At 53.0% G+C, this 23,439-nt stretch carries 20 protein-coding genes; 3 read left to right on the forward strand and 17 right to left on the reverse strand.

The features are described 5' to 3' along the window. Positions 1-188 precede the first annotated feature (188 nt). Together rtcR and IE092_RS10060 are read left to right on the forward strand one after the other, a co-directional pair. Positions 189-1,811 (forward strand): RNA repair transcriptional activator RtcR, encoded by a 1,623-nt coding sequence (gene rtcR / locus IE092_RS10055; protein WP_189357038.1) that lies wholly within the window; start codon positions 189-191, stop codon positions 1,809-1,811. Positions 1,812-1,997: 186 nt separating this feature from the next. Then, the gene (locus IE092_RS10060; protein WP_189357039.1) at positions 1,998-2,750 is read left to right on the forward strand and encodes a DNA/RNA non-specific endonuclease; all 753 of its coding nucleotides are present in this window, start codon (positions 1,998-2,000) and stop codon (positions 2,748-2,750) included. A 350-nt stretch (positions 2,751-3,100) separates the two neighbouring features. On the opposite strand, the gene IE092_RS10065 is transcribed toward IE092_RS10060, so the two are convergent. The 9 genes from IE092_RS10065 to IE092_RS10105 form a co-directional block, all read right to left on the reverse strand. Beyond that, positions 3,101-3,631 (reverse strand): SMI1/KNR4 family protein, encoded by a 531-nt coding sequence (locus IE092_RS10065; protein ID WP_229793124.1) that lies wholly within the window; start codon positions 3,629-3,631, stop codon positions 3,101-3,103. A 719-nt stretch (positions 3,632-4,350) separates the two neighbouring features. Further along, positions 4,351-4,746: a hypothetical protein gene (locus IE092_RS10070; RefSeq protein WP_189357041.1), complete on the reverse strand. Its 396-nt coding sequence runs from the start codon at positions 4,744-4,746 to the stop codon at positions 4,351-4,353. Between the two features lie 49 nt (positions 4,747-4,795). Beyond that, positions 4,796-5,299, reverse strand: coding sequence for a hypothetical protein (locus IE092_RS10075; protein WP_189357042.1), 504 nt, complete (start codon positions 5,297-5,299; stop codon positions 4,796-4,798). Between the two features lie 536 nt (positions 5,300-5,835). After that, positions 5,836-6,612, reverse strand: coding sequence for an enoyl-CoA hydratase (locus IE092_RS10080; RefSeq protein WP_189357225.1), 777 nt, complete (start codon positions 6,610-6,612; stop codon positions 5,836-5,838). A gap of 136 nt (positions 6,613-6,748) precedes the next feature. After that, positions 6,749-7,945, reverse strand: coding sequence for an acetyl-CoA C-acyltransferase (locus IE092_RS10085; RefSeq protein ID WP_189357043.1), 1,197 nt, complete (start codon positions 7,943-7,945; stop codon positions 6,749-6,751). 14 nt (positions 7,946-7,959) lie between these two features. Next, on the reverse strand, positions 7,960-10,347 hold the full coding sequence (locus tag IE092_RS10090) for a 3-hydroxyacyl-CoA dehydrogenase/enoyl-CoA hydratase family protein (RefSeq protein ID WP_189357044.1): 2,388 nt from the start codon (positions 10,345-10,347) through the stop codon (positions 7,960-7,962). A 134-nt stretch (positions 10,348-10,481) separates the two neighbouring features. Beyond that, on the reverse strand, positions 10,482-12,272 hold the full coding sequence (locus tag IE092_RS10095) for an acyl-CoA dehydrogenase C-terminal domain-containing protein (protein ID WP_189357045.1): 1,791 nt from the start codon (positions 12,270-12,272) through the stop codon (positions 10,482-10,484). Between the two features lie 62 nt (positions 12,273-12,334). Next, positions 12,335-12,940: a TetR/AcrR family transcriptional regulator gene (locus IE092_RS10100; protein ID WP_189357226.1), complete on the reverse strand. Its 606-nt coding sequence runs from the start codon at positions 12,938-12,940 to the stop codon at positions 12,335-12,337. A gap of 230 nt (positions 12,941-13,170) precedes the next feature. After that, a complete protein-coding gene (locus tag IE092_RS10105; RefSeq protein WP_189357046.1) occupies positions 13,171-13,560 on the reverse strand; it encodes an RNA-binding S4 domain-containing protein in 390 nt (129 codons plus the stop codon). A 657-nt stretch (positions 13,561-14,217) separates the two neighbouring features. Here IE092_RS10105 and IE092_RS10110 point away from each other — a divergent pair. Continuing rightward, positions 14,218-15,975, forward strand: coding sequence for a sensor domain-containing protein (locus IE092_RS10110; protein ID WP_189357047.1), 1,758 nt, complete (start codon positions 14,218-14,220; stop codon positions 15,973-15,975). A 21-nt stretch (positions 15,976-15,996) separates the two neighbouring features. On the opposite strand, the gene IE092_RS10115 is transcribed toward IE092_RS10110, so the two are convergent. From IE092_RS10115 to IE092_RS10150, 8 genes are all read right to left on the reverse strand, one after another. Then, positions 15,997-16,803, reverse strand: a complete 807-nt coding sequence (locus tag IE092_RS10115) for a DUF429 domain-containing protein (protein ID WP_189357048.1) — start codon at positions 16,801-16,803, stop codon at positions 15,997-15,999. After that, entirely contained in the window at positions 16,800-17,963 is a 1,164-nt protein-coding gene (locus IE092_RS10120) for a phospholipase D-like domain-containing protein (protein ID WP_189357049.1), read from the reverse strand. Before IE092_RS10120 ends, IE092_RS10115 begins: the two co-directional genes overlap by 4 nt. A gap of 2 nt (positions 17,964-17,965) precedes the next feature. Continuing rightward, positions 17,966-18,772 (reverse strand): endonuclease/exonuclease/phosphatase family protein, encoded by an 807-nt coding sequence (locus tag IE092_RS10125; RefSeq protein ID WP_189357050.1) that lies wholly within the window; start codon positions 18,770-18,772, stop codon positions 17,966-17,968. Then, positions 18,769-19,236 carry a dihydroneopterin triphosphate diphosphatase gene (gene nudB / locus IE092_RS10130; protein WP_189357051.1) on the reverse strand — a complete coding sequence of 156 codons (468 nt, stop codon included), beginning with the start codon at positions 19,234-19,236 and terminating at the stop codon, positions 18,769-18,771. Before nudB ends, IE092_RS10125 begins: the two co-directional genes overlap by 4 nt. A gap of 96 nt (positions 19,237-19,332) precedes the next feature. After that, a complete protein-coding gene (locus IE092_RS10135; RefSeq protein WP_189357052.1) occupies positions 19,333-19,515 on the reverse strand; it encodes a YgaP family membrane protein in 183 nt (60 codons plus the stop codon). A 68-nt stretch (positions 19,516-19,583) separates the two neighbouring features. After that, positions 19,584-20,261 carry a Crp/Fnr family transcriptional regulator gene (locus IE092_RS10140; protein ID WP_189357053.1) on the reverse strand — a complete coding sequence of 226 codons (678 nt, stop codon included), beginning with the start codon at positions 20,259-20,261 and terminating at the stop codon, positions 19,584-19,586. A 159-nt stretch (positions 20,262-20,420) separates the two neighbouring features. Then, positions 20,421-21,218, reverse strand: a complete 798-nt coding sequence (locus IE092_RS10145) for a CsgG/HfaB family protein (RefSeq protein ID WP_189357227.1) — start codon at positions 21,216-21,218, stop codon at positions 20,421-20,423. A gap of 158 nt (positions 21,219-21,376) precedes the next feature. Continuing rightward, positions 21,377-23,410 (reverse strand): alpha/beta hydrolase family protein, encoded by a 2,034-nt coding sequence (locus IE092_RS10150; protein ID WP_189357054.1) that lies wholly within the window; start codon positions 23,408-23,410, stop codon positions 21,377-21,379. Positions 23,411-23,439 lie beyond the last annotated feature (29 nt).

Genomic DNA, 23,439 nt, shown 5'->3' on the forward strand with positions numbered 1-23,439 from the left:
GCGCTTTATTCATTTTTGCATGCCACAAGGTATTCGCAAGCAGCGTGCCAGCAACAGTACCGCAACCGAAAATACCTCATAAGTCATTGATTTTAAATTGAAATAATTAAAATCAGCGAAATTATGGAAAAATCTCCGGCGCTGTCATTTCAGGCTAAAATGATCTTTTCAGATAAGCACTTATAAAAATGGATAAGCCAAAAAAGCGGGTCATGATCGGCATCCTCGGCAGTCAGCTGGATGCCGGACGCGGCGCAAAGCGCTGGGAAAAGTGGCGTCCCACCGTTGCCATGCATCAGCAAACTGATGTGATGATCGACCGCACCGAAATTCTGCATGCGGCATCGCATCAGCCGATCGCCGCGCTGGTGCGCGAAGACATCATCAGTTGCTCACCGCAAACCGATGTCCGGCTGCACGAAATGCAGGTCAAAGATCCGTGGGACTTAGGTCAGGTATATGCGGCACTGTTCGATTTTGCGCAACGCTATCCGTTTGATACCGAGCACGAAGAGTACTGGATACACATCACCACCGGCACCCACGTTGCGCAGATCTGCCTGTTTCTGCTGACCGAAGCACGCTATCTGCCCGGTGTATTGCTGCAAACCTCGCCGCCACGCCGGCAGGATGGCAGCAGCCCCGGACATTACGGCCTGATTGATCTGGATTTATCCCGCTATGATCAGGTCGCGGTACGCCGTCAGTCAGAATTGCAGGAACAGCGCAGCCAGTTAAAAGCCGGTATTCCTACCCGCAACACCGCATTTAACCGCATGGTGGATGAGCTGAGCCTGATCGCCGTACGCTCATCCGCACCGGTGCTGCTGATGGGGCCGACCGGTGCCGGTAAATCCTTTCTGGCACAGCGCTTATATGAACTGAAAAAACAGCGCCACCAGCTCAGCGGTGCGTTTGTCGAAGTCAATTGCGCGACCCTGCATGGCGATGGCGCAGCATCGGCATTATTCGGCCATGTACGCGGTGCATACACTGGTGCAGCGCAGGATCGCGCCGGTTTGCTGCGTAGTGCGCATCGCGGTTTGCTGTTTCTGGATGAAATCGGTGAGCTGGGTTTAGATGAACAAGCCATGCTGTTAAAAGCCATCGAAGAAAAACGCTTTTATCCGGTTGGCAGCGACACCGAAGTGCAAAGCGATTTTCAACTGATTGCCGGCACCAACCGCAATCTGGCGCAGGATGTGCGCGCCGGGCGTTTTCGTGAAGACTTGTTAGCGCGTATCAAACTCTGGACTTACACCCTGCCCGGCTTGTCTGAGCGCCGCGAAGACCTCGCACCGAATCTGGATTATTTACTCGAACAATTCAGCGCACAGCAAGGCCAGCGCATTCATATGAACAAAGAAGCGCGCGACATCTACCTGCGTTTCGCCGCATCACCTGCCGCATTATGGAGCGGCAATTTCCGTGATCTCAGCGCCAGTGTCACGCGCATGGCAACGCTGGCGAATCAGGGGCGTATTGATACGCCGCTGGTGCAGCACGAAATTCAGCGCCTGCAACGCGACTGGCAGGCGCTGGGCGCAGAACCCGCCACATTGCAAACCGACAGCGTGCTGAACAAGCTGTTCAGCGAACAGCAACTGGCCGAGATGGATTTATTCGATCAGACGCAACTGGAAACCGTGATCAGCGTCTGCCTGAAAAGTGCCAGCCTGTCCGAGGCTGGACGCACCCTGTTCGCTGCTTCGCGGGCGCGCAAAGCACAAAGCAATGATGCCGACCGTGTGCGTAAATATCTGCTGAAATTCGGCCTGCAATTCGAGCAAATCCGCGCGGCGGTACAATGAGGTTTCAGCAGCCTTATGCCGTTATGCCTGAAACCAGCCGTCACAGGTCGCATTTTGTAAGACTTCGCATGCACTTTATGCAAAGTTCATAATTCTGGTTACAATCCCTGCGCGCCGCAGATCCGTTCTGCCGCGCCCGTGTTCAGCAGCCGCTGCGTACGGAAGGTTTTGTTTCCGGAATCAACGATGTTAAAACGCCTGACCCTCGCCCTTGCGCTCTTACTGAGCACCACCCTGAGTTTTGCCGCCGATTTTTCTAACTGCCGTGAATTCTTCGCCAAAGGCGAACCGCCGGTCATACAAGACCCCGCGCCGCTGAAAACCCGCGCCCTGTGTTTCTCGGAATTTGCCGTCATGCACTCCGGCCGCTCGCGCACGCCGCTGTATGTGGCAGAACGGATTAACCGCAGCACTTTAAGCGATGGCAAAGATCTGGAACGCACTAACCGCTTCTACGCCGATGCGCGTCTGCCGCGTTCGGAACGCGCAGAGCTGGACGATTACAAAGGTTCCGGCTACGACCGTGGCCACATGGCACCGGCAGCAAATCGCTACAGTCCGGAAGGCATGGCACAGAGTTTCTCGCTGGCGAACATGGTGCCGCAAAATCAGGAAAATAACCGTAAAACCTGGGCCGGTATCGAAAAATCTGCGCGTAAATACGCCAGCCGCGCCACCGGTGATGTCTACATCATTTCCGGTCCGGTGTTCCCCGCTCAGCCACAGACCATCGGCAGCAATAAAGTCTGGGTACCGCACATTCTGTACAAACTGATTTACGATCCGGCCACCAACAAAGCCTGGGCCTACTGGGTGGAAAACACCGAAGATGCCAAAGCCGGTAAACCGATCACCTATCAGGAACTGGTACAACGCACCGGCATCCGCTTCCTGCCAACGCTGAACCCGGCCGCGGTCAGCGGCGGCGCCCCCGACTAAACATTCACTTCCGTTTCACGGCGGGCCACAACAGGCCCGCCATTCCTGCCTTCTTTCCGCCACCCGCGCACCGCGTCTGCAAGACCGCCACCCTAGTCCCGCCAGCAGTGATTCTGAAGCCTGTATTTATCCGTTTTTTGCCCGTTTTGCGGATTCCTGCACAGCACCCCGGCGGTCGTCGGCAGAAAGTCCGGGCTTTCGGAAATGGCAGATGCGGGGTTCTGCATAATTAGCCTGAAGTTGCGAGTTATGGAAGGCGAGGCAGATACGACCGGGCGTAACGCATCGCTGTGATAGCGAACTGTTTTTGAGAAGCGCTCAACGTACGACTTCACCACGCTCTGCCATATTCAGGATCGGGAAATACGACCTTGATCCCACGGAAGTTGAAGACAACGAAAATTTAAAATATCAGGATCAGCCCTGACAACAAATTCCGGGTCAAAAGGCCAACCCGTTTCGCCTAAACTACTTTCTAAATAAAAGATAAGGAAATCAAATAAATTCGATGCAACAACATATGCGATCTGGTCATATCCAATTGACGAGTCGATAAAAACAACCGGCGCCTTCCCCTTGGATTGAGTATTCGCAACACATACAAAATAATTCCCACACCCGTCACTTGCCACGGGTATCCATTTCGCACCCAGCCAATACGGGAACAAATCAAAATAATATCCTATGTCTAAAACACACTGCTCCTGATGCAGTCCAAATATTCCACCTTCACCTGCGAATGATCCATTGCACAACAATAGTAAATTGATAAATTCCTCAGGAAAATAAAGATCAAATTTCGCTTCAAATTCCGTAATTTGATTTATTGAAAGTTTATTTTTACGCTGGTCTTTTTCCGGGATTTCAAATTTATGCAACAAATATTGAATCCTCGATAATCTGTCATGCATCTAATCCACCTGCTTTATGTGAGTAAAACAATATCTGAAGCCCTTAGGTGTGAAAAAGCATAACGAATTTTTGCCATTTCATTTGCTTCGTTGAGAGGATCGACTTCACCACGCCAAATCATGAGATAAATCTCCCGTTTAGCAGCGCGATACAATGCTTGTTAGGTCAATCGGGCAGCTAGCTACTGCAGCAGTCCATATTTTGAACAATTCGCCCGCCAGTAATCAACATAACATTGAGCGTCACGGCGCAGGCTTCACGGTCTACGTCCTTAGCCTGTATTCGCTTCCTGCCAACGCTGAACCCTGCCGCGGTCAGCGGCGGTGCACCCGACTAAACATTCACTTCCGCTTCACGGCGGGCCACAACAGGCCCGCCATTCCAGCCTTCCTTCCGCCATCCGCGCACTGAGTCTGCAAGGCCGCCGCCCCAATCCCGCCTGCAATCACTCTGAAGCCTGTTTTTATCCGTTTTTTGCCCTTTTTGCGGATTCCGGCACAGCACCCCGGCGGTCGTCGGCAGAAAGTCCGGGCTTCCGCAAATGGCGGATGCGGAGTTCTGCATAATTGCCTTTTACTGAGCCAGAAAAAACGCTGAACTAGTTCTGGTATAGGTCAGTAAAAGCGATGAGCGGACTGTCGTCTGGCGACGAAAATGCACCGCCTCCATATGCCGTGATTTATCGATCCTATAGCAATGGTTTTAAACACAACACGACGATATGCAAGTTCTTATTCCACTTTTTTGCATAGCCTTGCAGAAAAATAAGTTGCCCATACTCATCCATGTCCGATTCACGTCCGGATCTCGCAAGCCATTCCCCATAAAACACATCAAACTCTTCAGTACTAAATTCGGGCAATTTTGATGTTGAAAGGTCGATCACACTGTTAAAGTCTTCACTGTCAGGAAGGCTTTCTTCCGCAACATCTGCGACGCCAAGTAATTCAAAAAGCAATTCAAGTTCTCTGGTACCCGATAACGAGACATCAAAAAACTCATTGCAGACATTTTCTAACGTCGCAACAGAATTGAAAGCCTCCTTATTTAAAGTCACAGGTGAAGCAAATACGTAACGCTGCATTCAGTATTCCTCATGAGTCGAAACAAAACTACGCCGTTCAGGCAAGCTGTCATGCCTTATTGCGTGGTCGCATTTCACGGCCCGTCGGGTCAGTACTCAGAACCGATTCATGGAGTCCTCCTATGACAGTTCCGGCGAGCTCGCAATCGTCGTTCGCCTCAACAAGCGCCCAGCCCAAATCCTCCACGCCTGCCTCATCTAGTGAAGGATCATCCAGCAAATAGCAGAAATCGGCGAGCAAGCGGACCTGCATACCACGCACCAGATCGACGATATCTTCACGCTCTACGCCCTTAGCCTCCATCCGCTTGAGTGCCTTCCCGATGCCCGCAAACGGCTGCACCGGAAATCGCTTGTAGTAGGCGATCTCCTCATCAATCCACGCATCATCGTTTTCTGACACGACACGTTGCCATGCCTGACGAAGGAACAGAAACCGGTGCAGCTGATTGATTCCCTCTGTAGTTTGCGAGTCGGCCCAGCTTTCGGGATCTTCAGCACCGAGCGCTTTGAACAGCTCGGTAAGTTCTTTCTGATTATCTGGAACCGGCATTTTTTCTCCTTTGCGCCGTAACACTGCTATCTAAAGAATGGCTTCCGCCAACACAATTGTTGGTACGGGCAGTGCGTTTTCAGCGAATAAATTCAACACAATTTTCAGCCAGCGAGTGTGCCGCAAAAATGATTTAAGTGGAAATTAATTTTTCACCTATGCTGCTTAATGTATTTTCAAAGCTAACTATTCCTATCGCCTCGCCGCATCGCTTCTTTGCATCGTCACTATCGAATCAATCGAACTGAACTTCACCGACTGCCGCTTGTACCGCACATTTGTTATTCCCGTTCCGCATCTGCCTGATAACAGCCTGCGCTCTCCTCGCAACCCCCAGCGGCCATTTTCTAGCCCGTTTTTGCCCGTTTTGCGGATTCCGGCACAGCACCCGGGCGGTCGTCGGCAGAAAGTCCGGGCTTCCGTAAATAGCGGATGCGGAGTTCTGCATAATTATCGTTTGCTGAAGGCGAAAAAAAACCGCTGGCCGGTGGTCCGGTCAGCGGCTTAAGCCTCGCTACTCTGTGTTGCTCAGGTTCTTAATCGAACTGAGAAAAATCCGGTTTGCGTTTCTGGAAGAAGGCGGTGAACGCTTCGCGGGCTTCCGGTGCGCCGAGCATGGCGGCGAAGTGAGCGTTTTCGGCGTTCATGACGTCCTGCACTTGTGCTGCCTGTCCCTGACGCATCAGCGCCTTGGTCACGCGTACGGATTTGGCTGGCAGCGCAACCAGTTTGTCGGCAACGGCGCGTGCATGGGCCAGCAGTTCGTCGGCTGGCAGCACTTTGTTGACGAAGCCGAGTTGCATCGCTTCTTCGGCGCTGAAGTTTTCGCCGAGCAGCAGTTTTTCTGCGGCGCGCTGATAACCTGCCATGCGCGGCAGCATCATGCTGGACGCAAATTCCGGGCACAGGCCGAGCTGGCTGAATGGCATCGACAGTTTGGCATTGTCAGCCAGATACACCAGATCGCAGTGCAGTAACAGCGTGGTGCCGATACCGACTGCCGCGCCGCTGACGGCTGCGATCACTGGTTTGCCGCATTCGTTGAGTGCACGCATGAACTGGTACACCGGTGGCACGGCGCTCGGATTGGCGATGCTGGCGGCGTTTTTCATGAAATCTTCCAGATCATTACCGGCTGTGAAAATGCCCGGTTGTCCGGTCAGGATGATGGCGCGGACTGCGTTGTCCTGTTCTGCGGCGCGCAGCGCATCGGCCATCGCCTGATACATGGCCTGGGTGATTGCATTTTTCTTTTCAGGACGGTTGAACGTAATCGTCAGTACGCCCTGCTCTATCTGGGTCAGAATATCCATAGTCTCCATCTTTCTTCTCAGCCGTGGCTGATGTTTGCTGAACTGATTGGCGTCAGTGCTGCGGGCGAGGTCGCCTGCAGGAAAAAAGCCGCACAAATTGCTTTGTGCGGCCTCTTGATCGGACGATTAAACCGAATCAGACACGCTCAAAAATACCTGCAGCACCCATACCGGTACCAACGCACATAGTCACCATACCGTATTTCAGGTTGTTACGGTGCAGTGCGTGGATGGTAGTGGCGGAACGGATCGCACCGGTTGCGCCCAGCGGGTGACCCAGCGCAATCGCGCCACCCATCGGGTTGACTTTGGCCGGGTCCAGACCCAGATCCTGCACTACTGCCAGCGATTGCGCAGCAAATGCTTCGTTCAGTTCGAACCAGTCGATCTGATCCTGAGTGATGCCGGCAGCTTTACATGCTGCAGGGATCGCCACTTTAGGACCGATACCCATGATTTCCGGTGGTACGCCGCGTACTGCGAACGATGCGAAACGTGCCAGTGGTGTCAGGTTGAACTGTTTCAGGATTTTTTCGCTGACCAGAATCAGTGCGCCTGCGCCGTCGGATGTCTGGGAGCTGTTACCTGCCGTCACGGAACCTTTGGCCGCGAATACCGGTTTCAGTTTTGCCAGACCTTCCAGTGTGGTGTCAGGACGTGCGCCTTCATCGCGGTTCACGATGCGTGTTTTCAGATCGATCTGACCAGTCGCCAGATTCGGTACACGTTCGATGATTTCCACCGGTGTGGTTTCTGCATCGAAGTAGCCAGCAGCTTGTGCTGCCAGTGCGCGCTGGTGAGATTGCAGCGAGAACGCATCCTGCGCTTCACGGCTGATCTTCCATTGCTCTGCCACTTTTTCTGCAGTCAGGCCCATACCGTAGGCCATGCCGACGTTTTCGTCTTTCAGAATCGCCATGTTCATCGACGGGTTGTTACCCATCATCGGCACCATGGACATGGATTCCACACCGGCAGCGATCATCACGTCTGCCTGACCAACACGGATGCGGTCAGCAGCCATTGCCACTGCAGTGATACCGGATGCGCAGTAACGGTTGATAGTCACGCCGCCGATGGTGTTTGGCAGACCTGCCAGCAACACGCCCATACGGGCCAGATTCAGACCTTGTGCGCCTTCAGGGAAGGAACAGCCAACGATCGCATCTTCGACCAGTGCAGGATCCAGATCCGGCACTTGTGCCAGCGCGGATTGCAGCACTTTGACCAGCAGATCGTCAGGACGGGTATTACGGAAATAACCACGGCCAGACTTACCGATTGGGGTACGGGTTGCTGCGACGATATAAGCGTCTTGAAGTTGTGTAGTCATATTCTGTACTCCGATTAGTTACGTACTGGCTTACCGGTCTGCATCATGCCCATGATGCGTTCCTGCGTTTTCGGATGGTTCAGCAATTCCATGAATGCTTTACGTTCACCGTCGAGCAGCCATTGTTCTGTGACCTGGCTGTTAGCATCCATATCACCGCCGCAGACGATTTCAGCAATCATCATGCCCAGTTTGAAGTCATGCGCGGAGATGAAGCCACCGTCACGCATATTGACCAGCTGAGCACCGATGGTAGCGATGCCGTGACGGCCCGCAACCGGAATCAGTTTGCGCATTGGTGCGCGGTAGCCTGCGTCAAACATTGCACGGGCTTCGGATTTTGCAACATGCAGCAGTTCGTAGGCGTTGTACACGATCACGTCGCTGTCTGTCAGGTAACCCATTTTCTTCGCTTCCAGCGCCGATTTGGACACGGCTGCGGTTGCGGCATTCATGAAGTAGCCTTTCAGGGATTGCAGCAGATCGCCGCCTTTGGCATCCGCTGCAGCGCGTACTGCGGCTTCTTTCAGACCACCACCGCCCGGGACCAGACCAACACCGACTTCGACCAGACCGATATACGATTCCAGCGCAGCCACACGGCGTGCGGTGTGCATCATCAGTTCGCAGCCACCGCCCAGTGCCAGACCGGCTACTGCAGCAACAACAGGAATGTTCGCGTATTTCAGTGCCTGATGTGCATCCTGCAGACGGGAAATCGCTGGTTCGATTGCTTTGATACCGCCGGACATAAACAGTGGCAGCATCGCTTGCAGGTCAGCACCGGCAGAGAATGCGCCGCCTTCGGCTGCATCGGTATTCCAGATCACCAGACCTTTGAAGTTTTTCTCGGCTTCAGCAATCGCTTTTTCCATGCCTTCAATGACGCCTGGGCCAATCACGTGCATTTTGGTTTTCAGCGACAGGATCAGCACGTCATCGTTCTGATGCCAGATACGGACGGACTCATCTTCGAAGAAGGTCACGCCTGCGGTTTCGCCGGTGATTTCACCGGAGCCGAGTACCGGCGCGCGGAATGCCTGACGGTCATACACTTTCAGTGCAGAACGTGCTGCGTAAGATGCCGTGGTCGGGTTCCAGGAACCGTCTTTGGTGTGAACGCCGGTACGGCCATCGAATACCCATGCTGGCAGCGGTGTGCTGCACAGTGCTTTACCGGCTTCGATATCTTCTTTCACCCAGCCAGCCACTGCCTGCCAGTCGGAAGCCTGCCATGTTTCGAACGGGCCGACTTTCCAGCCGAAGCCCCAGCGCATTGCGAAGTCGATATCGCGTACGTTATCAGCGATAGAACCTGCGTGCACTGCGATGTAGTGGAATGCGTCACGGAAAATCGACCACAGGAATTGTGCCTGTGGATGTGTCGATTCACGCAGCGACTTCATTTTCTTCACAGGGTCTTTTTCTTTCAGCATGCGGTTGACCAGATCGTCCGCTTTCGCGCCGCCGGATTCGTACTGCATGGTGGAGAAGTTCAGACGCTGAATGTCTTTGCCGACTTTTTTGTAGAAACCTGCACCGGATTTCTGACCCAGTGTGCCCGCTTCGATCAGTTTCGCCAGCACTTCCGGTGTCTGATATACGGAGAAGAAAGGATCATCTTTCAGGTTGTCCTGCATGGTTTTGATCACGTGACCCATGGTGTCCAGACCAACCACGTCTGCAGTACGGAAAGTACCGGAAGAAGCACGGCCCAGTTTTTTACCGGTCAGATCGTCCACCACGTCCACTGTCAGGCCGAATTGCTGTGCCTGATAAATGGTTGCCAGCATACCGAAGATACCAACGCGGTTAGCGATGAAGTTCGGTGTGTCTTTTGCACGTACCACGCCTTTACCCAGCGATGTGGTCAGGAAACCTTCCAGCTGGTCGATGATTTCAGGACGGGTCGATGCGGTCGGGATCAGTTCCACCAGATGCATGTAGCGTGGTGGATTGAAGAAGTGAACGCCGCAGAAACGGGCTTTCAGTTCTGCATCAAAACCTTCAGACAGCGCTGTAATCGACAGGCCGGAAGTGTTGGATGCGAAAATCGCGTTGGCGCTGATGTGCGGCGCAACTTTTTTGTACAGATCGTGTTTCCAGTCCATACGTTCTGCGATCGCTTCAATGATCAGATCGCAACCGGACAGCAGGTCCAGGTTATCTTCGTAGTTGGCAACTTCGATCAGGGCTGCATCTTCTTTATTGCCGAGCGGTGCAGGATTGAGTTTTTTCAGATTCTCGATGGCACGCAGAACGATGCCATTTTTCGGGCCTTCTTTTGCAGGCAGATCAAACAGCACTACAGGTACTTTCGCGTTGACGCAGTGTGCAGCAATTTGCGCACCCATCACGCCGGCACCCAGCACAGCGACTTTCTTAACGATGAAATTAGTCATGGTTTTTCCTTGTTGAAGGGCTCAGAGACAGCTTGGTGTTGCCAGCCTGCTGCTGTGTTCTGCGGCCTGCTTCCGGGGAGGAAAGGCAGACCGCAGAGGTATTTGCAACAGGTTTTATACTCAGCTTCAGTGCATCAGAACAGATCGGCTTCCAGCGCCAGCAGATTGGCGGAACCGGAACGCGCCTGACGGATCAGCATCGCTGTTTCCGGATACAGACGGGCAAAGTAGAAACGGATGGTTGCCAGTTTCGCTTTGTAGAAAGTGTCGCCGGAGGCTTCTTTTTCCAGCGCAATTTTTGCCATTTGTGCGAAGAAGTAGCTATACACCATGTGGCCAACCACGCGCAGGTAAGGAACGGCTGCTGCGCCGACTTCGTCCGGATTCTGGAAGGCTTTCATACCGATTTCCATGGTCAGCTTGGTGACTTTGTCGCCCAGTTCTGCCAGCGGTGTCACGAATTCAGACATTTTTTCATCGGTACCGTTGGCCTCAACAAACGCCTGTACTTTCGCGCCGAATTTACGCAGTTTGTTACCGTTGTCCATCAGGATCTTACGACCCAGCAGATCCAGCGACTGCACAGTGTTTGTGCCTTCGTAAATCATGTTGATACGGGCATCACGTACGTATTGTTCCATACCCCATTCAGAGATATAGCCGTGGCCACCGTACACTTGCAGACATTCGGAAGTAGATGTCCATGCGTTGTCAGTGATGAAAGCTTTGATGATCGGTGTCAGCAGCGCAACTTCGTCAGCACAGTCTTTACGAACTTGTTCGTCAGGGTGGTTCAGTTCTTTATCCAGTTGCAGTGCAACGTAAGAGCAGAATGCACGGCCACCTTCAGCATACGCTTTTGCTGTGAGCAGCATACGGCGTACATCAGGATGCACGATGATAGGATCAGCTGGTTTTTCCGGTGCTTTCGGGCCGGACAGGCTGCGCATTTGCAGGCGGTCACGTGCATATACCAGTGCGTTCTGGTAAGCGATTTCAGTCAGACCCAGACCTTGCATACCAACGCCCAGACGTGCAGCGTTCATGAATACGAACATAGCCTGCAGACCTTTGTGCGGACCACCGATCAGCCAGCCTGTTGCGCCGTCCAAATTCATCTGGCAAGTGGAGTTACCGTGGATACCCATTTTTTCTTCGATCGCGCCGCAGAAAATCGGATTGCGTGCGCCATTGCTGCCATCTGCATTCGGCAGGAATTTAGGAACGATGAACAGGGAAATACCTTTCGAACCTTCCGGTGCGCCTGGCAGACGTGCCAGTACCAGATGGACGATGTTCTGGGACATATCGTGTTCGCCAGCGGAAATAAAGATTTTCGCGCCAGTGATTTTGTAAGTGCCGTCTTCCTGTGGTTCTGCTTTCGTACGCAGCAGGCCCAGATCAGTACCGCAGTGCGGTTCGGTCAGACACATTGTGCCTGTCCATTCACCGGAAATCAGTTTCGGCAGGTACAGGGATTTTTGTTCGTCTGTGCCGTGGGCGTGGATACATTCGTATGCACCGTGCGACAGGCCAGGATACATGGTCCATGCCTGGTTCGCAGAGTTCAGCATTTCGTAGAACGAATTGTTGACTGTCAGTGGCAGACCCTGACCACCGTATTCCGGATCGCAGGACAGCGCTGCCCAGCCGGCTTCCACGTATTGCTGGTACGCTTCTTTAAAGCCTTTTGGTGTGGTGACTGTTTTTGTTTCTTTATCGTGGTGGCAGCCTTCGCGGTCACCGGAATGGTTCAGCGGGAACAGTACCTGGGAAGTGAATTTGCCGCCTTCTTCCAGGATCTGGTTGATGATATCTGCATCGACTTCGGCGTACGCAGGCAATTGTTTGAGTTCCGCTTCAACATTCAGTAACTCATGCAACACGAACTGCATATCACGCAATGGAGCAACATATTGACCCATAATTTTCTCCTGACGGCAAATTGAATATGGTTAATTAAACAGGTACTGCGAATGCCGGAAGATCAGGCAACTGCCTTCGTTACCGGCGCATAATATTCGATCATTCGTTCGAATCCGGACTGCGCTCTTTCCACACTGCCCGGTTTGCGCATAAAGCGCGCATCGTGATGCAGTGCCAGAATCAGGCCATACATTTCATACACAATCTGATCTGCTTCGACATCGTTTCGCAGATGTCCCAGCTCAATCGCCTGTGCAGCAGCACGCTGCAAGGCCCCTTGCCAGGCTTTGACCATCCCAACCAGCGCTTCGCGGATCGGGCCGGGTCTGTCGTCGTACTCCACTGCGCCACTGATATAAATACAGCCGGACGCAATTTCCACCGTCACCCGTTTCACCCACAATGCAAACATCGCTTGCAAACGTGGCAGTCCGCGTGCTTCTTTCAGGCTGGGGTAAAACACTTCCTGTTCAAAGTGGTGGTGATACAGTTTGAGTACTTCGATCTGCAAATCTTCACGCGAACCGAAATGTGCAAACACGCCGGACTTGCTCATGTTCATTTTTTCAGCCAGCAAGCCGATAGTCAGCCCTTCCAGCCCGTCCCGGCTGGCGGCATCCAGCGCTACGTCGAGAATCGCAGCCCGGGTCAGCTCACCTTTACGCATGAATTTTGATGTCATATTCATATCAAATTGCAATTCTGAAATCATTTGCTGCTTCCCGGTTATAACAGTTAATCAGCAAATTTATCGAACGCTCGTACTATTATGCAGAGTGCCTTAAATGTCAAACTCAAAGGCTTTGCATTAGAGTGGAGTATCTATTTATCTGTGACGAACCGGCGTGCCGGTTTTTCTCCTTTCTGACGGCCCGACTGCCGTCCTGCAAACCCTGATTAACCCCAGCCGGAATCCAGCCTGCGGCGGTCGCGCTTGGTCGGGCGTCCGTGTATCGCCGCAGCCGGCTCATGAAAGTACCTGCGCTTTTCCGCTTCTGTCGCACGCGCAGTACGGCTGGCCTCTGTTTCTTCATACATGGTCTGCGCCAGCGGTGCCGGACCACGGGTTTCTGATACCAGTAACACCGTCACTGTCCACACTTGCTCTCCGTGATGAATTTCAAGAATGTCACCGCTGCGCACCGTGTGCGCTGGCTTCACCCTTTGCTCATTCTGCAACACCCTGCCAAGCTCAATCGCATTCGTGGCAAGTGTTCGGGTTTTAAAAAAACGGGCGGCCCACAGCCATTTATCAAGGCGGGTGGTTTCAGTCTGTGGAAGTTTCATGGTGTTATCACGATCAGGAGACACAGCATGCATAGCCAATATGTCAATGGCGTGACACATGCCGGAGCGGTGCCGGACAAATGCAAATTTGTACGTACGTTCATACTATTTTGTGCACTCTATTGCAGCAACGGGCGAATTACAAGGCATTTGCAAAGGCTGAGCTGCTTTTCCCGGACGCTGAATTTTTCACTCAGACGGAAAGACTGCGATGTGCAGCGGATTGCATTGCAGCATCATGCAACAAGTCAGCGCTGGGACCTTACATGTAAATTAAAAATCCTTACGTTCTATAGCAACAACAAAAGATGTATATTTCCCTGATAACTGCACAATATTCAAAAAAAAACCGCTATTCTTTGAAAATTCCGGGTCTGGTGTCCCTCAGCATGTGTTCCGGCGGGAAGCTGGCACTTTGATTGATCGCCATACGGCTGAATGTCGGACATCGCAAGACGATCACCGGATCTGCACGAGATGGATTGCACGTCTGCCCTGTTACTACTCCGGCAATCTATTGCCACCGTATCCGGCGAATTAGCGCTATGCTGCTTACAGTACCGGAACGACACCGGAAATACAGCAGTTAGTTCATGAGTTGATATGACCGATTGTGGTTAAAACTTGCATTCTGTTTGACAGCTTCAGGGAGACATCATGTCCGGCCAGGCGAACAGTGTTTTACAGCAGGAAATGCCATTTGACACCGTCATGCGGCAGTCGCCGCTGGGGATGGCTGTCATCGCCATGGACGGTACCTATGTTGCTGTCAATGATGCCTATGCACGTATCTATGGCTATCTTCCGACAGAAATGCAGGGACACTCTTTCCTGATGATATTTCCCGAAGACCAACGGGAGTCTTTATTGCGCTTGCATCAGAATTTTCTGATGTACGGAGGCACGCTCAGCGGTGAATGGGAAGTGCTGCGCAAAGATGGAACCCACTCACATGTCATCAGTGAATCGGCATGTGTGCGTGGTCAGGATGGCACCGACCGGCGGCTGGTATATGTCACGGATATCTCTGCCAGACGCAAAATAGAAGCAGAACTGGAAGCATCCAGAATTTTTGCCCATGCCGTCATTGACGGATTGAGTTCACAGCTGTGTGTGCTGAACGAAGATGGCATTATTGTTTCTGCCAATCACGCGTGGCGCCGGTTTTATATTGATAACGGTGGCGATCCGGAACACTTGCTGAAACCAGTCAGCTATCTGGAAATATGTATGGCGGCGAACGGATCGCAGCGACGCGGGCAACCGGATACAAGCGGTTTTCCTGAGCAGTTAAAGCGGGTACTGCGCGGTGATTTGCAATCCTTCGAACTGGAATATCCGTGGCATACCCCGACCGAGCGTCGCTGGTTTATTGCCAGAGCTTACCGCCTGCCCGGTGTCAGCCCGGCGCGTATCGTGGTTTCTCACGACAATGTGACTGCATTAAAAAATGCGCAGGAAGAATTACATGAAGCGCTGCGCTTTACCCGCAAACTGATTCACTCCATGCAGGATGGTTTCATGGTTCTGGACAAACGCTTCCGGCCTGTGGAGGTCAATCCGGCAATGTGCCGCATGACCGGATATACGGAATCGTCGTTACTGTACAGCGAACATCCTTTTCCCTATCTGCATCATATGCAGACCGAAGAATTAAATCAGTTATTTCATCAGATTCATGAAGCGACCGAACGTGAAATTGAATTCGTGATCGCACATCCGGAGAAAGGCCATTTCCCTGCGAGCATGACGGTATCGCGTATTTACGATGAAGACGGACAAGTGATGCATTACATCGCTACCGTGAAAGATATTACCGAGCGCCGCAGGGTGGAGCAGGAAATTCAGCGGCTGGCATTCTATGATGCTCTGACCGGATTACCGAACCGGCGTTTGTTACACGACCGGCTGGAACACTGTCTGCGCGGCAGCCGCCGGCATGCACTGCACGGTGCGGTACTGATGCTGGATCTGGACAACTTTAAACCGCTGAATGACCATTTCGGCCATGATGCCGGCGACAGCCTGCTGGTTGAGGTCGCAAACCGGCTGCAAGCCTGCGTGCGTGCTTCGGATACGGTGGCACGTCTGGGAGGGGATGAATTTGTGGTGATTATCTGTGAGCTGGATTCAGAAACCGGTGTTTCATTCGAACTGGCTGCGCAAATCGCTGAAAAAATGCAGCAGAGCCTGACTATTCCTTATCAACTGCGTTTAAGAAACGGTGAGACTGAGAAAATTCTGCAGCATCATTGTTCAGCCAGTGTCGGTGTGGCCTTGTTTTCCGCACCGGAACATCATGCGGCAGACATACTGAAGCGCGCAGATCAGGCGATGTATCAGGCCAAAGAACGCGGACGTAACCGGGTTTGTTTCGCTGATTTTCCACCACGGCGCTCCGCTTCAGTTCACTGAAACACAGCGACTGCCTGCAGTTCAGAGATCGCAACCAACAATCCAGCCTTCGAGCGTATCAAACGCCGGCAATCCCCAGTTCTGTTCTTTGCGCTGCCATGCCCAGCCTGCCAGCAATAAACACAGCAATGCATCCAGACAGTCGCCACTGCCATCCTGAATAATTTCGTCCGCAAAATCATTGCAGTCCACAGGCAATCCCCAGCGCGTTTCACCACGCTGCACTGCCAGCAATATCTGCCTGCGCGCCTGCAAACGTGCTTCATTCTGTTTTTGTTTCTGATCGTTCTTGTAAGACGCGTTAGTGATACTGCGTGCGACCATGCCCGGATACGCTTCCAGTGCGATTCGCTGCGGATCGCCGTTCATCATCCCCGGCAAGCTTGCGTTTGCACCAAGCAGCAACGGTACGCCGGCATGCAGCATGATGGCGACTGGCGGGTTAATCCATTTCATCGAGGGCGAAGAGCCCGCAGGCCGGTCAGTCTGCCGATGCGCGAATTTCTGGCCGGGAGGATGCGCATCACAGTAGGCTTTGCAGGCAGCGCGCAGCTGATCGCGGCTGAGCTGTTGCAGATGCTGTATCAGCTCCGGATAACTGCAAGGCCAGCCATGCCATTCGACAAAGCCACGCGGCAGCGAAAATGGTAAATCGCAGGCGGCCAGCCAGGCTGGCTCTGCCTGCAGCCATTCTGCAAACTGCGTCAGCGAAATAAATGTCTTAAAACCTGTTAAATACAACTGCTCAGAACGCAATTCACCGGTAGCAACGACCACTGGTTTGCGTTTTGACGGTGAACTGGTGAAATCCACACCGGCGAGTATCATCCGTAATATCCGAGCGTAATAATGCGCATCAGCGCACGATACAGAATATAGGCAAAACCGTTATACACCCTTCGCCACCACGGGATCTGATCATAATCGGCCAGACGGATTTCCCTGCCCTGCGCAATTCCGTCACGTAATTCTTTATCGATTTCTGCCGTCAGCCGGTGATCACGCACGACAATATTCGATTCGTGGTTCAGAAACAGACTGAGACCATCAAAATTACTGGAACCGACACTGGCCCAGTCGTGATCCACAATCGCCACTTTGGCATGCAACTGCGTGCGGTGATATTCGACGATACGCACACCGCGTTTCAGTAGGCGCGGATAGTAAGCCTGCGTGACCGCATCCTGCAGGCGGAATTGCCCGACACCGACCAGCAGCACCACTTCCACACCGCGCTGCGCGGCCATGGTCATAGCCCGCCGGAATTTACGTCCCGGTGCAAAATATGGTGTTACCAGCACAGCGCGCTGTTTTGCCCTGCCAAGCGCCTGCAAAAACGCTTTCTGTATGCTGCTGCGGTTACGCAGGTTATCGCGTACCAGCAATGCTGCCAGCCCGGTTTGCTGACTTGCCAGACGCGCTTCCTGACGCAGGCTGCGCAGCAATCCGAAGCGGGAACGCAAATCCATCGCACCCGCTTTACGCCACTGCGCGTCGACTTCACTGTGAATGACGGGCACCAGCGGCCCCAGTATGCGCAGCGCAAAATCCCAGCGCGGAAACGGCAGCCGGATACCGGAACCATCGTCAGAGATCAGATCATCAATAATATTCAGACCACCAACGAAGGCGACCTGTCCGTCACACACAGTAATCTTGCGATGGGTACGTGCCAGCCCGCGCCGGAACCAGGGATTAAATAAACGGCATGCAACGCCTTCGCGTAAAAGAATCAGGCACAATTGTTCAGCGTGTTCGCGTCCGCTGCCTAACCAGTCAATCACTACCCGCACGCTGACACCGCGTTGCGCAGCCTGTATCAGCGCCTGCTGAATGCGGAATCCTGTCTCATCAGGCTGGAAAATATAGGTTTCCAGATAAATTTCATTTCTGGCTTCGTTAATGGCTTGCAGCAGGGCCGGAAAATATTCCGCACCGCTGCGCAGCAGGTGCAAATCATTGCCCTGAATGAACTCAACACGCGGCATGATCAGCGCGATTCTGCGAAATCCAGCTGCACCATGATCGGTGCATGGTCAGATAACTGCCGCCACGGCGCCCCCTGTAATACCGTCGCCTCGCTGATACGAAAGCCACGGGTGTAAACACGATCCAGACACAGCCACGGGAAACCTGCCGGAAAGGTACGTGCATGCACCGGTGTCTGCTTACGCAAATGACGTGCAAGCGGCAGTAAAGCTGAAGTCTGCCCGTGCTCGCATACCGCATCAAATGCTTCCACCACACCCAGTTCCTGATACAGGGTCTGGCTCAGTTGCTGATTCCAGTCATTAAAATCACCGGCAATGATGACGGGCTCATTGTCCGGTGTATCGCGCCGCACGGTATCGATCAGCGCCTGAATCTGGCGGCGGCGACTGGCGGCAAACAAACCCAGGTGAATCACAAAGCAATGCACAGCGATGTCACCGATGCCAACCCTTGCATGCAAAATGCCACGCTGCTCCAGCCTGTGATCGGAAACATCGTGGTTTGCTGAGGAAAAAATCGGGTAGCGGCTGAGTAGCGCGTTGCCGTGGTGCCCGTGCTGATACACCGCATTTTTGCCGTACACATGATGATGACTGTCGCCCGCCAGAAATTCATGCTGCCCTGCATCCGGCCACCCTGCATGGCGTTGCGCATGCACATCGTGCCTGCCCTGCACTTCCTGTAAAAACAGAATATCGGCATCCAGTCCGGCAATAGCCTGCTTCAGATGATGGATACGTGCCTGACGCCCGAAGGCGCTGACACCTTTATGAATGTTGTAACTGGCGATGCGCAGTATGCTCATAAGGCGCTCATGATTTCCGGCTGGTGATAACGGGGCAACAACAGAATCGCTTCGGTATTCGACGGCGAAAAGCACAAATCAGCCGCTTCACGCCAGGGCAGCCAGCGGTAGCGCAGGTGTTCACGCGGTGCCAGCGTGACTGCGGTTCCTTCCGGGACACACAGTCCAAATACATGCTCGGTGTTTTGCGTCACACCCGGTGCATAACGATGACGCCAGACCGGATAAATTTCATAGACATTGCGTATCTGCCAGTCTGTGATTACGCCACAGCCTGCATCAATGCCGGTTTCTTCCGCCACTTCCCGTATTGCTGTCTCCAGCAAGGGCTCGTCCGGCGTATCGCGTGAACCTGTCACCGACTGCCAGAAATCCGGTTTATCCGTGCGCTCCATCACCAGCACATCCATCGCCGGGGTATAAATCACCACCAGCACCGATTCCGGAATTTTGTATTGAGTCATCCGTGATCCAGAAAAAAAAGCCAGCTCCTATTATAGAACCGGCTCCAATGTAACGCACGGACCACCTCGCGGCGGCTGACAACAGAGTGAAATAACTTAACGCTTACAGCTGTTCAGACCAAACGGCAGATATGCCGGACACCAGCGAATCAGGCCAGTCATCAGCGGAACGATACCCAGCCAGCCCCAGTTGGTCGGCACCAGCCAGACCAGACTCAGCAAGATCAGGCCGGCAATAATACGCACCAGACGATCTGCACCACCGACATTTGCCTGCATACGATTCTCCCGAAAAAATGTAGATGACCACATTTCAGCACAGAGAAATCAGCAGCTCAGTGACTAAGTCACGCAGACTGTTGCAGGAATCGCTGCATCTGATCAGGATCAAGCAAATGCAGGTTGCCGCGCTGCGTTTGCAGCCAGCCTTTGCGTTCAAACTCTTTCAGATAACGGGAAATCACTTCGCGCGCGGTGCCCAGCTCAGCCGCCAGTTCCTGATGAGTTTTACGGATTTCAGTCTGCCCCTCCCCTGCCAGCTGCAGCAAACGTTCTGCCAGGCGGATATCCAGCCTGCGCAGCGCTACCGACTCCACCAGCAGAATAAGCTCACTGAGCCGCTCGCCAAACGCCTGAAACACGAACTGCCGGAACACTGCACTCAGCCCCAGCAATTCACTGAAAATTGCAGACGGCACCAGCATCAGCGACAAAGCCGTTTCTGCGACACCTTCGGCCGGATAAGGATCAGCCGCCAGCAGGCAGGATGTGGTCAGTGCGCAGGTCTGGCCTTCACCGACGCGGTACAGCACAATTTCACGCCCATTCTCAGCGAAACGGCGCACTGCCACCGAGCCATTCAGTACCACCACATAATGCTGGCAAAGATCGCCGGTGTGAAACAGGCTGGCACCGGCAGGCACCTGCATCAGACGAATCTGCGCCTGCAATTGCTGCCAGCGCGGCTGATGCAGTAAATCGGGAAAACGTGACCAGAAAGCCTTCAGTTCGGGCTGATCAGACATGGCAAATACCGGTGAAAAAAAGCCGATTATTTCACGGTCTGGCGGGCTGTACCAGCATGTCTCAGCGCCTTGTCATTATGCAGTTATCGTCACAGGCTTTTCCGGAGGCCCACTGTTTCTGCGGACGTCCGGGAAATCCTGTGCCAAAGTCCGCAAAAATCAGGGTTTTTGCCCTTTTACCGGCACTGCAGGCGGCAACTCTTTCGATTGCAGCATCTGCACCTGACTGACCAGCTTGTTATGCGCATCAAGGAAGGCGGCCACGATCACTTTGGCTTCGTTGGTATTGCTCCAGCCAGCACCCAGACCACCACCACCGGCGCCGAAGCTCAGGCCACCGACACCCAGATCCGTGGATTTGGCAGAACCGGTAGCTGCCGCGATTTGCTCAGTGGTTTCATTGTCGGTCAGCAGCAGCGAAACCTGCGCTTCTTTAAAGCTGACTTTTTCTGCAAAGGCAGTGAAATTCTTCAGGAAAGGGATCATGCCCATAATCGCGCCGATGCCGCCACCGGCCTGCGTTTCAGAGAAAGTCAGCCCCGGCGTCATGGTGTATTGCGCTTCGTAACCCTTGCCTTTGTGGACAGTGGAATTCTGACGAATGATGCCCTGATCTTTCAGGCTTTGTTCCTGCACCACCGCCTTCAGACCGGATGCACGATCCACTACGCGGAAGCATCCGCTTTGCTGGGCCAGCAAACGGATCAGCGGCACTGGCGAGGTCGGCAGGTTATACGAACTTTGCAGCACGTAACCGTTCGGATTTTCAACCAGCGCCATGGTCGCCACCGGCGCTGTACATTTCACCAGCGCTTTATTCGCGCCGTTCGCACCGGCCGGACCTGCAGAACCGGTTACTTCCGATGAACCCTGTCCGAGCTCGGTTTTCTTTTCATTACAGGCACTGAGCGCCCCGGCCATCAACAAAATGGCCACAGGCACCAGCACAGAACGCATTGTTGTCATTACTGGCCTCCGGATTAAAACCAGTCAATGTAACCGATGCATACTGCATGATGATGGCTTTTTTGTAAAATTTGTAACAGGAAAACAAGCACCTAAGTCGTTCGCTGGTTCAGATGCTGACTTGACGGTATTTCTGCTGATTTCCGGATTTACCGCTCCCCGGCCTTCAGCACAAAATTCACCAGCAAGCGTAATTCCGTCTGCGTTTCGGGATGCAAAGGCGGCAAGCCATGATGGTCACTGTGCTCTGCAATATACATCCAGCTTTGCCGGTGTCCGCGCAAACGCAATGCAGTTTGTGACGCACGGCAATGCCAGTCCGGTGTATTGATATCCTCACCACCACATAAAAACAGTACCTTGCCATGCTGCAACTGGCCGGCCAGCATGCTGGAATACGGATTCAGCTCATCAATTACCTTGCGACTGGCTTGCTGCGCCAAAGACCCGAATTCCACTTCATTAATGATTCCGCGCTGCATTTGCATCGCCAGATAAGGTCTTTCCAGTATCGCGCCCGCAACCATATCCGGATTCCGCTGCAGCAGCCAGTAAGCAGGTATCGCTCCCGCGCTCCCGCCGCGACTGATGATCTTTCCCGGTTCCGCCATACCCTGACGGACAACTTCCTGCATACAGGCCTCAGCATCTTCAACAATGCGCGCCTTTCCAGCACCACGACCAGCATGTGCCCACTTCACGCCACCACCGCTGCCGCCACGGGTTTGCGGATAAACCAGCCTGACATTCGCTTGCAACAAAGCACTGGTTTGCTCACCAGGAAACGGCAGATTCGGATTGCCGTACGCACCGTAGATCTCGACCAGCGTTGCCACTGGTTTCTTATCTAAACTGCGGTCCAGCACCAGACAATCAAGCAAATTACCATCCGCGGACACCGCTTTAATTATTTGTGACCGGGTTCCTGCAGGATGTTTTGTCAGTATCTGCTCGCGCCAGCCATGTTCATCAGGCATAGCAATAATGCGTTGTGCCATGGCGTCATAGTAAGAGACCATGTCAGGATGATTGCCAAAACCCACAAAAGTCGATGCTTTCTGCGCCGGTGTCAGTGCCATTTCTTTCCAGCCGCCATGACCCCAGCGCATCAGTTTTGCCGGAAAACCGGGCATCGCTTGTAAGCTAAGCTGCAATACGCCGTTGCGGGCAGTCCAGCGCTTGCTTTGTTCTGTCAGTAACAGTATTTGTTCTTTGGAACCATCTTCGGAAATGCGCCACAGACTGGAAGGATCTTTGACCGAGCGTGGTACGTCTTCCGGATTTTGCACCTGTCCGTAAAACAAATCTTTATCCAGCGATTCAGCACTGGCAATACCGCGAATACCGGTGTCTCTGAACCGCCATTCATTTTCCTTGTGATTTTTCGCGTCAACTTTTTCCCCGGCATATAAACGATTGGTTTTCTTCCCCGCAATCGTTAACCATACATGCCCAGGGGTACTGCCGGCATAAAAGATGAAATTTTCGTAAGCAGGCAAGGTATTCAGCGCATGTGCCCACAGCACGCATTCATCACTGGGGGAAACGACTTTCCATAACAGACAGGGATCGGGGGCGTATGAATTTCTATCCTCATCCCGGCTGTACCAGAGCTGTCCATCTGCGGTGAAGAAATGCTGTCCGATCCAGGCTTCACGTTGCGCAACGATACGGACGTCGCGACCTTCCCTGCGTATCAATAATAAGCGGGATGGTTTCAGATAACGCGGGTCCTCCAGTAAAACGCTGAAGTACTGCCGCTGCCTGTCTGACGAGATGAGCGATACTTCATATAAACATTGCTCACCATTAAAGAGTTGTGCCTCCTTTAACGGTAAAGCGAGACCCGCATCTTTAATAATAAAGTCGTGACAATTCCGGTATCTGTCGTTAACACGAATATCAATATCCCGGGTTGAAGCAGAGGAAAACGGATATATGGTATTTTTCCGGTCGATCAAAGATGTACTGAACTCTGCCATAACTTCGGCGGATAACGGATAACCGAATTTCGCTTCTGCCCGGCTGTTTTCACCAACACTCCAGAAAGACGACAATCCACGCAACCCGTAATCATGCATCGTTTTAAACACATACAACGGAGCGAAGTACAGCGACAGGACAATCATCAGTGCCAGCATCATCGGGAACGCAAGCAGCAACCAGCGAATTTTTTTTGTCATACAAAAAACAGGCTTCAGATAAATCTGCC

The organism is Cognatundibacterium squillarum (genome assembly GCF_014652435.1).
Taxonomy (GTDB): domain Bacteria; phylum Pseudomonadota; class Gammaproteobacteria; order Burkholderiales; family Burkholderiaceae_D; genus Undibacterium; species Undibacterium squillarum.

Excerpts from the sequence above, each read along its gene's own strand:
- IE092_RS10120 (WP_189357049.1), bottom strand. The coding sequence starts at position 17,963 with ATGCCGCGTGTTGAGTTCATTCAGGGCAATGATTTGCACCTGCTGCGC.
- IE092_RS10140 (WP_189357053.1), bottom strand. The coding sequence starts at position 20,261 with ATGTCTGATCAGCCCGAACTGAAGGCTTTCTGGTCACGTTTTCCCGAT.
- IE092_RS10080 (WP_189357225.1), bottom strand. The coding sequence starts at position 6,612 with ATGGATATTCTGACCCAGATAGAGCAGGGCGTACTGACGATTACGTTC.
- IE092_RS10150 (WP_189357054.1), bottom strand. The coding sequence starts at position 23,410 with ATGACAAAAAAAATTCGCTGGTTGCTGCTTGCGTTCCCGATGATGCTG.
- IE092_RS10105 (WP_189357046.1), bottom strand. The coding sequence starts at position 13,560 with ATGAAACTTCCACAGACTGAAACCACCCGCCTTGATAAATGGCTGTGG.
- IE092_RS10090 (WP_189357044.1), bottom strand. The coding sequence starts at position 10,347 with ATGACTAATTTCATCGTTAAGAAAGTCGCTGTGCTGGGTGCCGGCGTG.
- nudB (WP_189357051.1), bottom strand. The coding sequence starts at position 19,236 with ATGACTCAATACAAAATTCCGGAATCGGTGCTGGTGGTGATTTATACC.
- IE092_RS10125 (WP_189357050.1), bottom strand. The coding sequence starts at position 18,772 with ATGAGCATACTGCGCATCGCCAGTTACAACATTCATAAAGGTGTCAGC.
- IE092_RS10060 (WP_189357039.1), top strand. The coding sequence starts at position 1,998 with ATGTTAAAACGCCTGACCCTCGCCCTTGCGCTCTTACTGAGCACCACC.
- IE092_RS10115 (WP_189357048.1), bottom strand. The coding sequence starts at position 16,803 with ATGATACTCGCCGGTGTGGATTTCACCAGTTCACCGTCAAAACGCAAA.
- IE092_RS10075 (WP_189357042.1), bottom strand. The coding sequence starts at position 5,299 with ATGCCGGTTCCAGATAATCAGAAAGAACTTACCGAGCTGTTCAAAGCG.
- IE092_RS10110 (WP_189357047.1), top strand. The coding sequence starts at position 14,218 with ATGTCCGGCCAGGCGAACAGTGTTTTACAGCAGGAAATGCCATTTGAC.
- IE092_RS10135 (WP_189357052.1), bottom strand. The coding sequence starts at position 19,515 with ATGCAGGCAAATGTCGGTGGTGCAGATCGTCTGGTGCGTATTATTGCC.
- IE092_RS10095 (WP_189357045.1), bottom strand. The coding sequence starts at position 12,272 with ATGGGTCAATATGTTGCTCCATTGCGTGATATGCAGTTCGTGTTGCAT.
- IE092_RS10100 (WP_189357226.1), bottom strand. The coding sequence starts at position 12,940 with ATGCGTAAAGGTGAGCTGACCCGGGCTGCGATTCTCGACGTAGCGCTG.
- IE092_RS10145 (WP_189357227.1), bottom strand. The coding sequence starts at position 21,218 with ATGCGTTCTGTGCTGGTGCCTGTGGCCATTTTGTTGATGGCCGGGGCG.
- IE092_RS10070 (WP_189357041.1), bottom strand. The coding sequence starts at position 4,746 with ATGCAGCGTTACGTATTTGCTTCACCTGTGACTTTAAATAAGGAGGCT.
- rtcR (WP_189357038.1), top strand. The coding sequence starts at position 189 with ATGGATAAGCCAAAAAAGCGGGTCATGATCGGCATCCTCGGCAGTCAG.
- IE092_RS10085 (WP_189357043.1), bottom strand. The coding sequence starts at position 7,945 with ATGACTACACAACTTCAAGACGCTTATATCGTCGCAGCAACCCGTACC.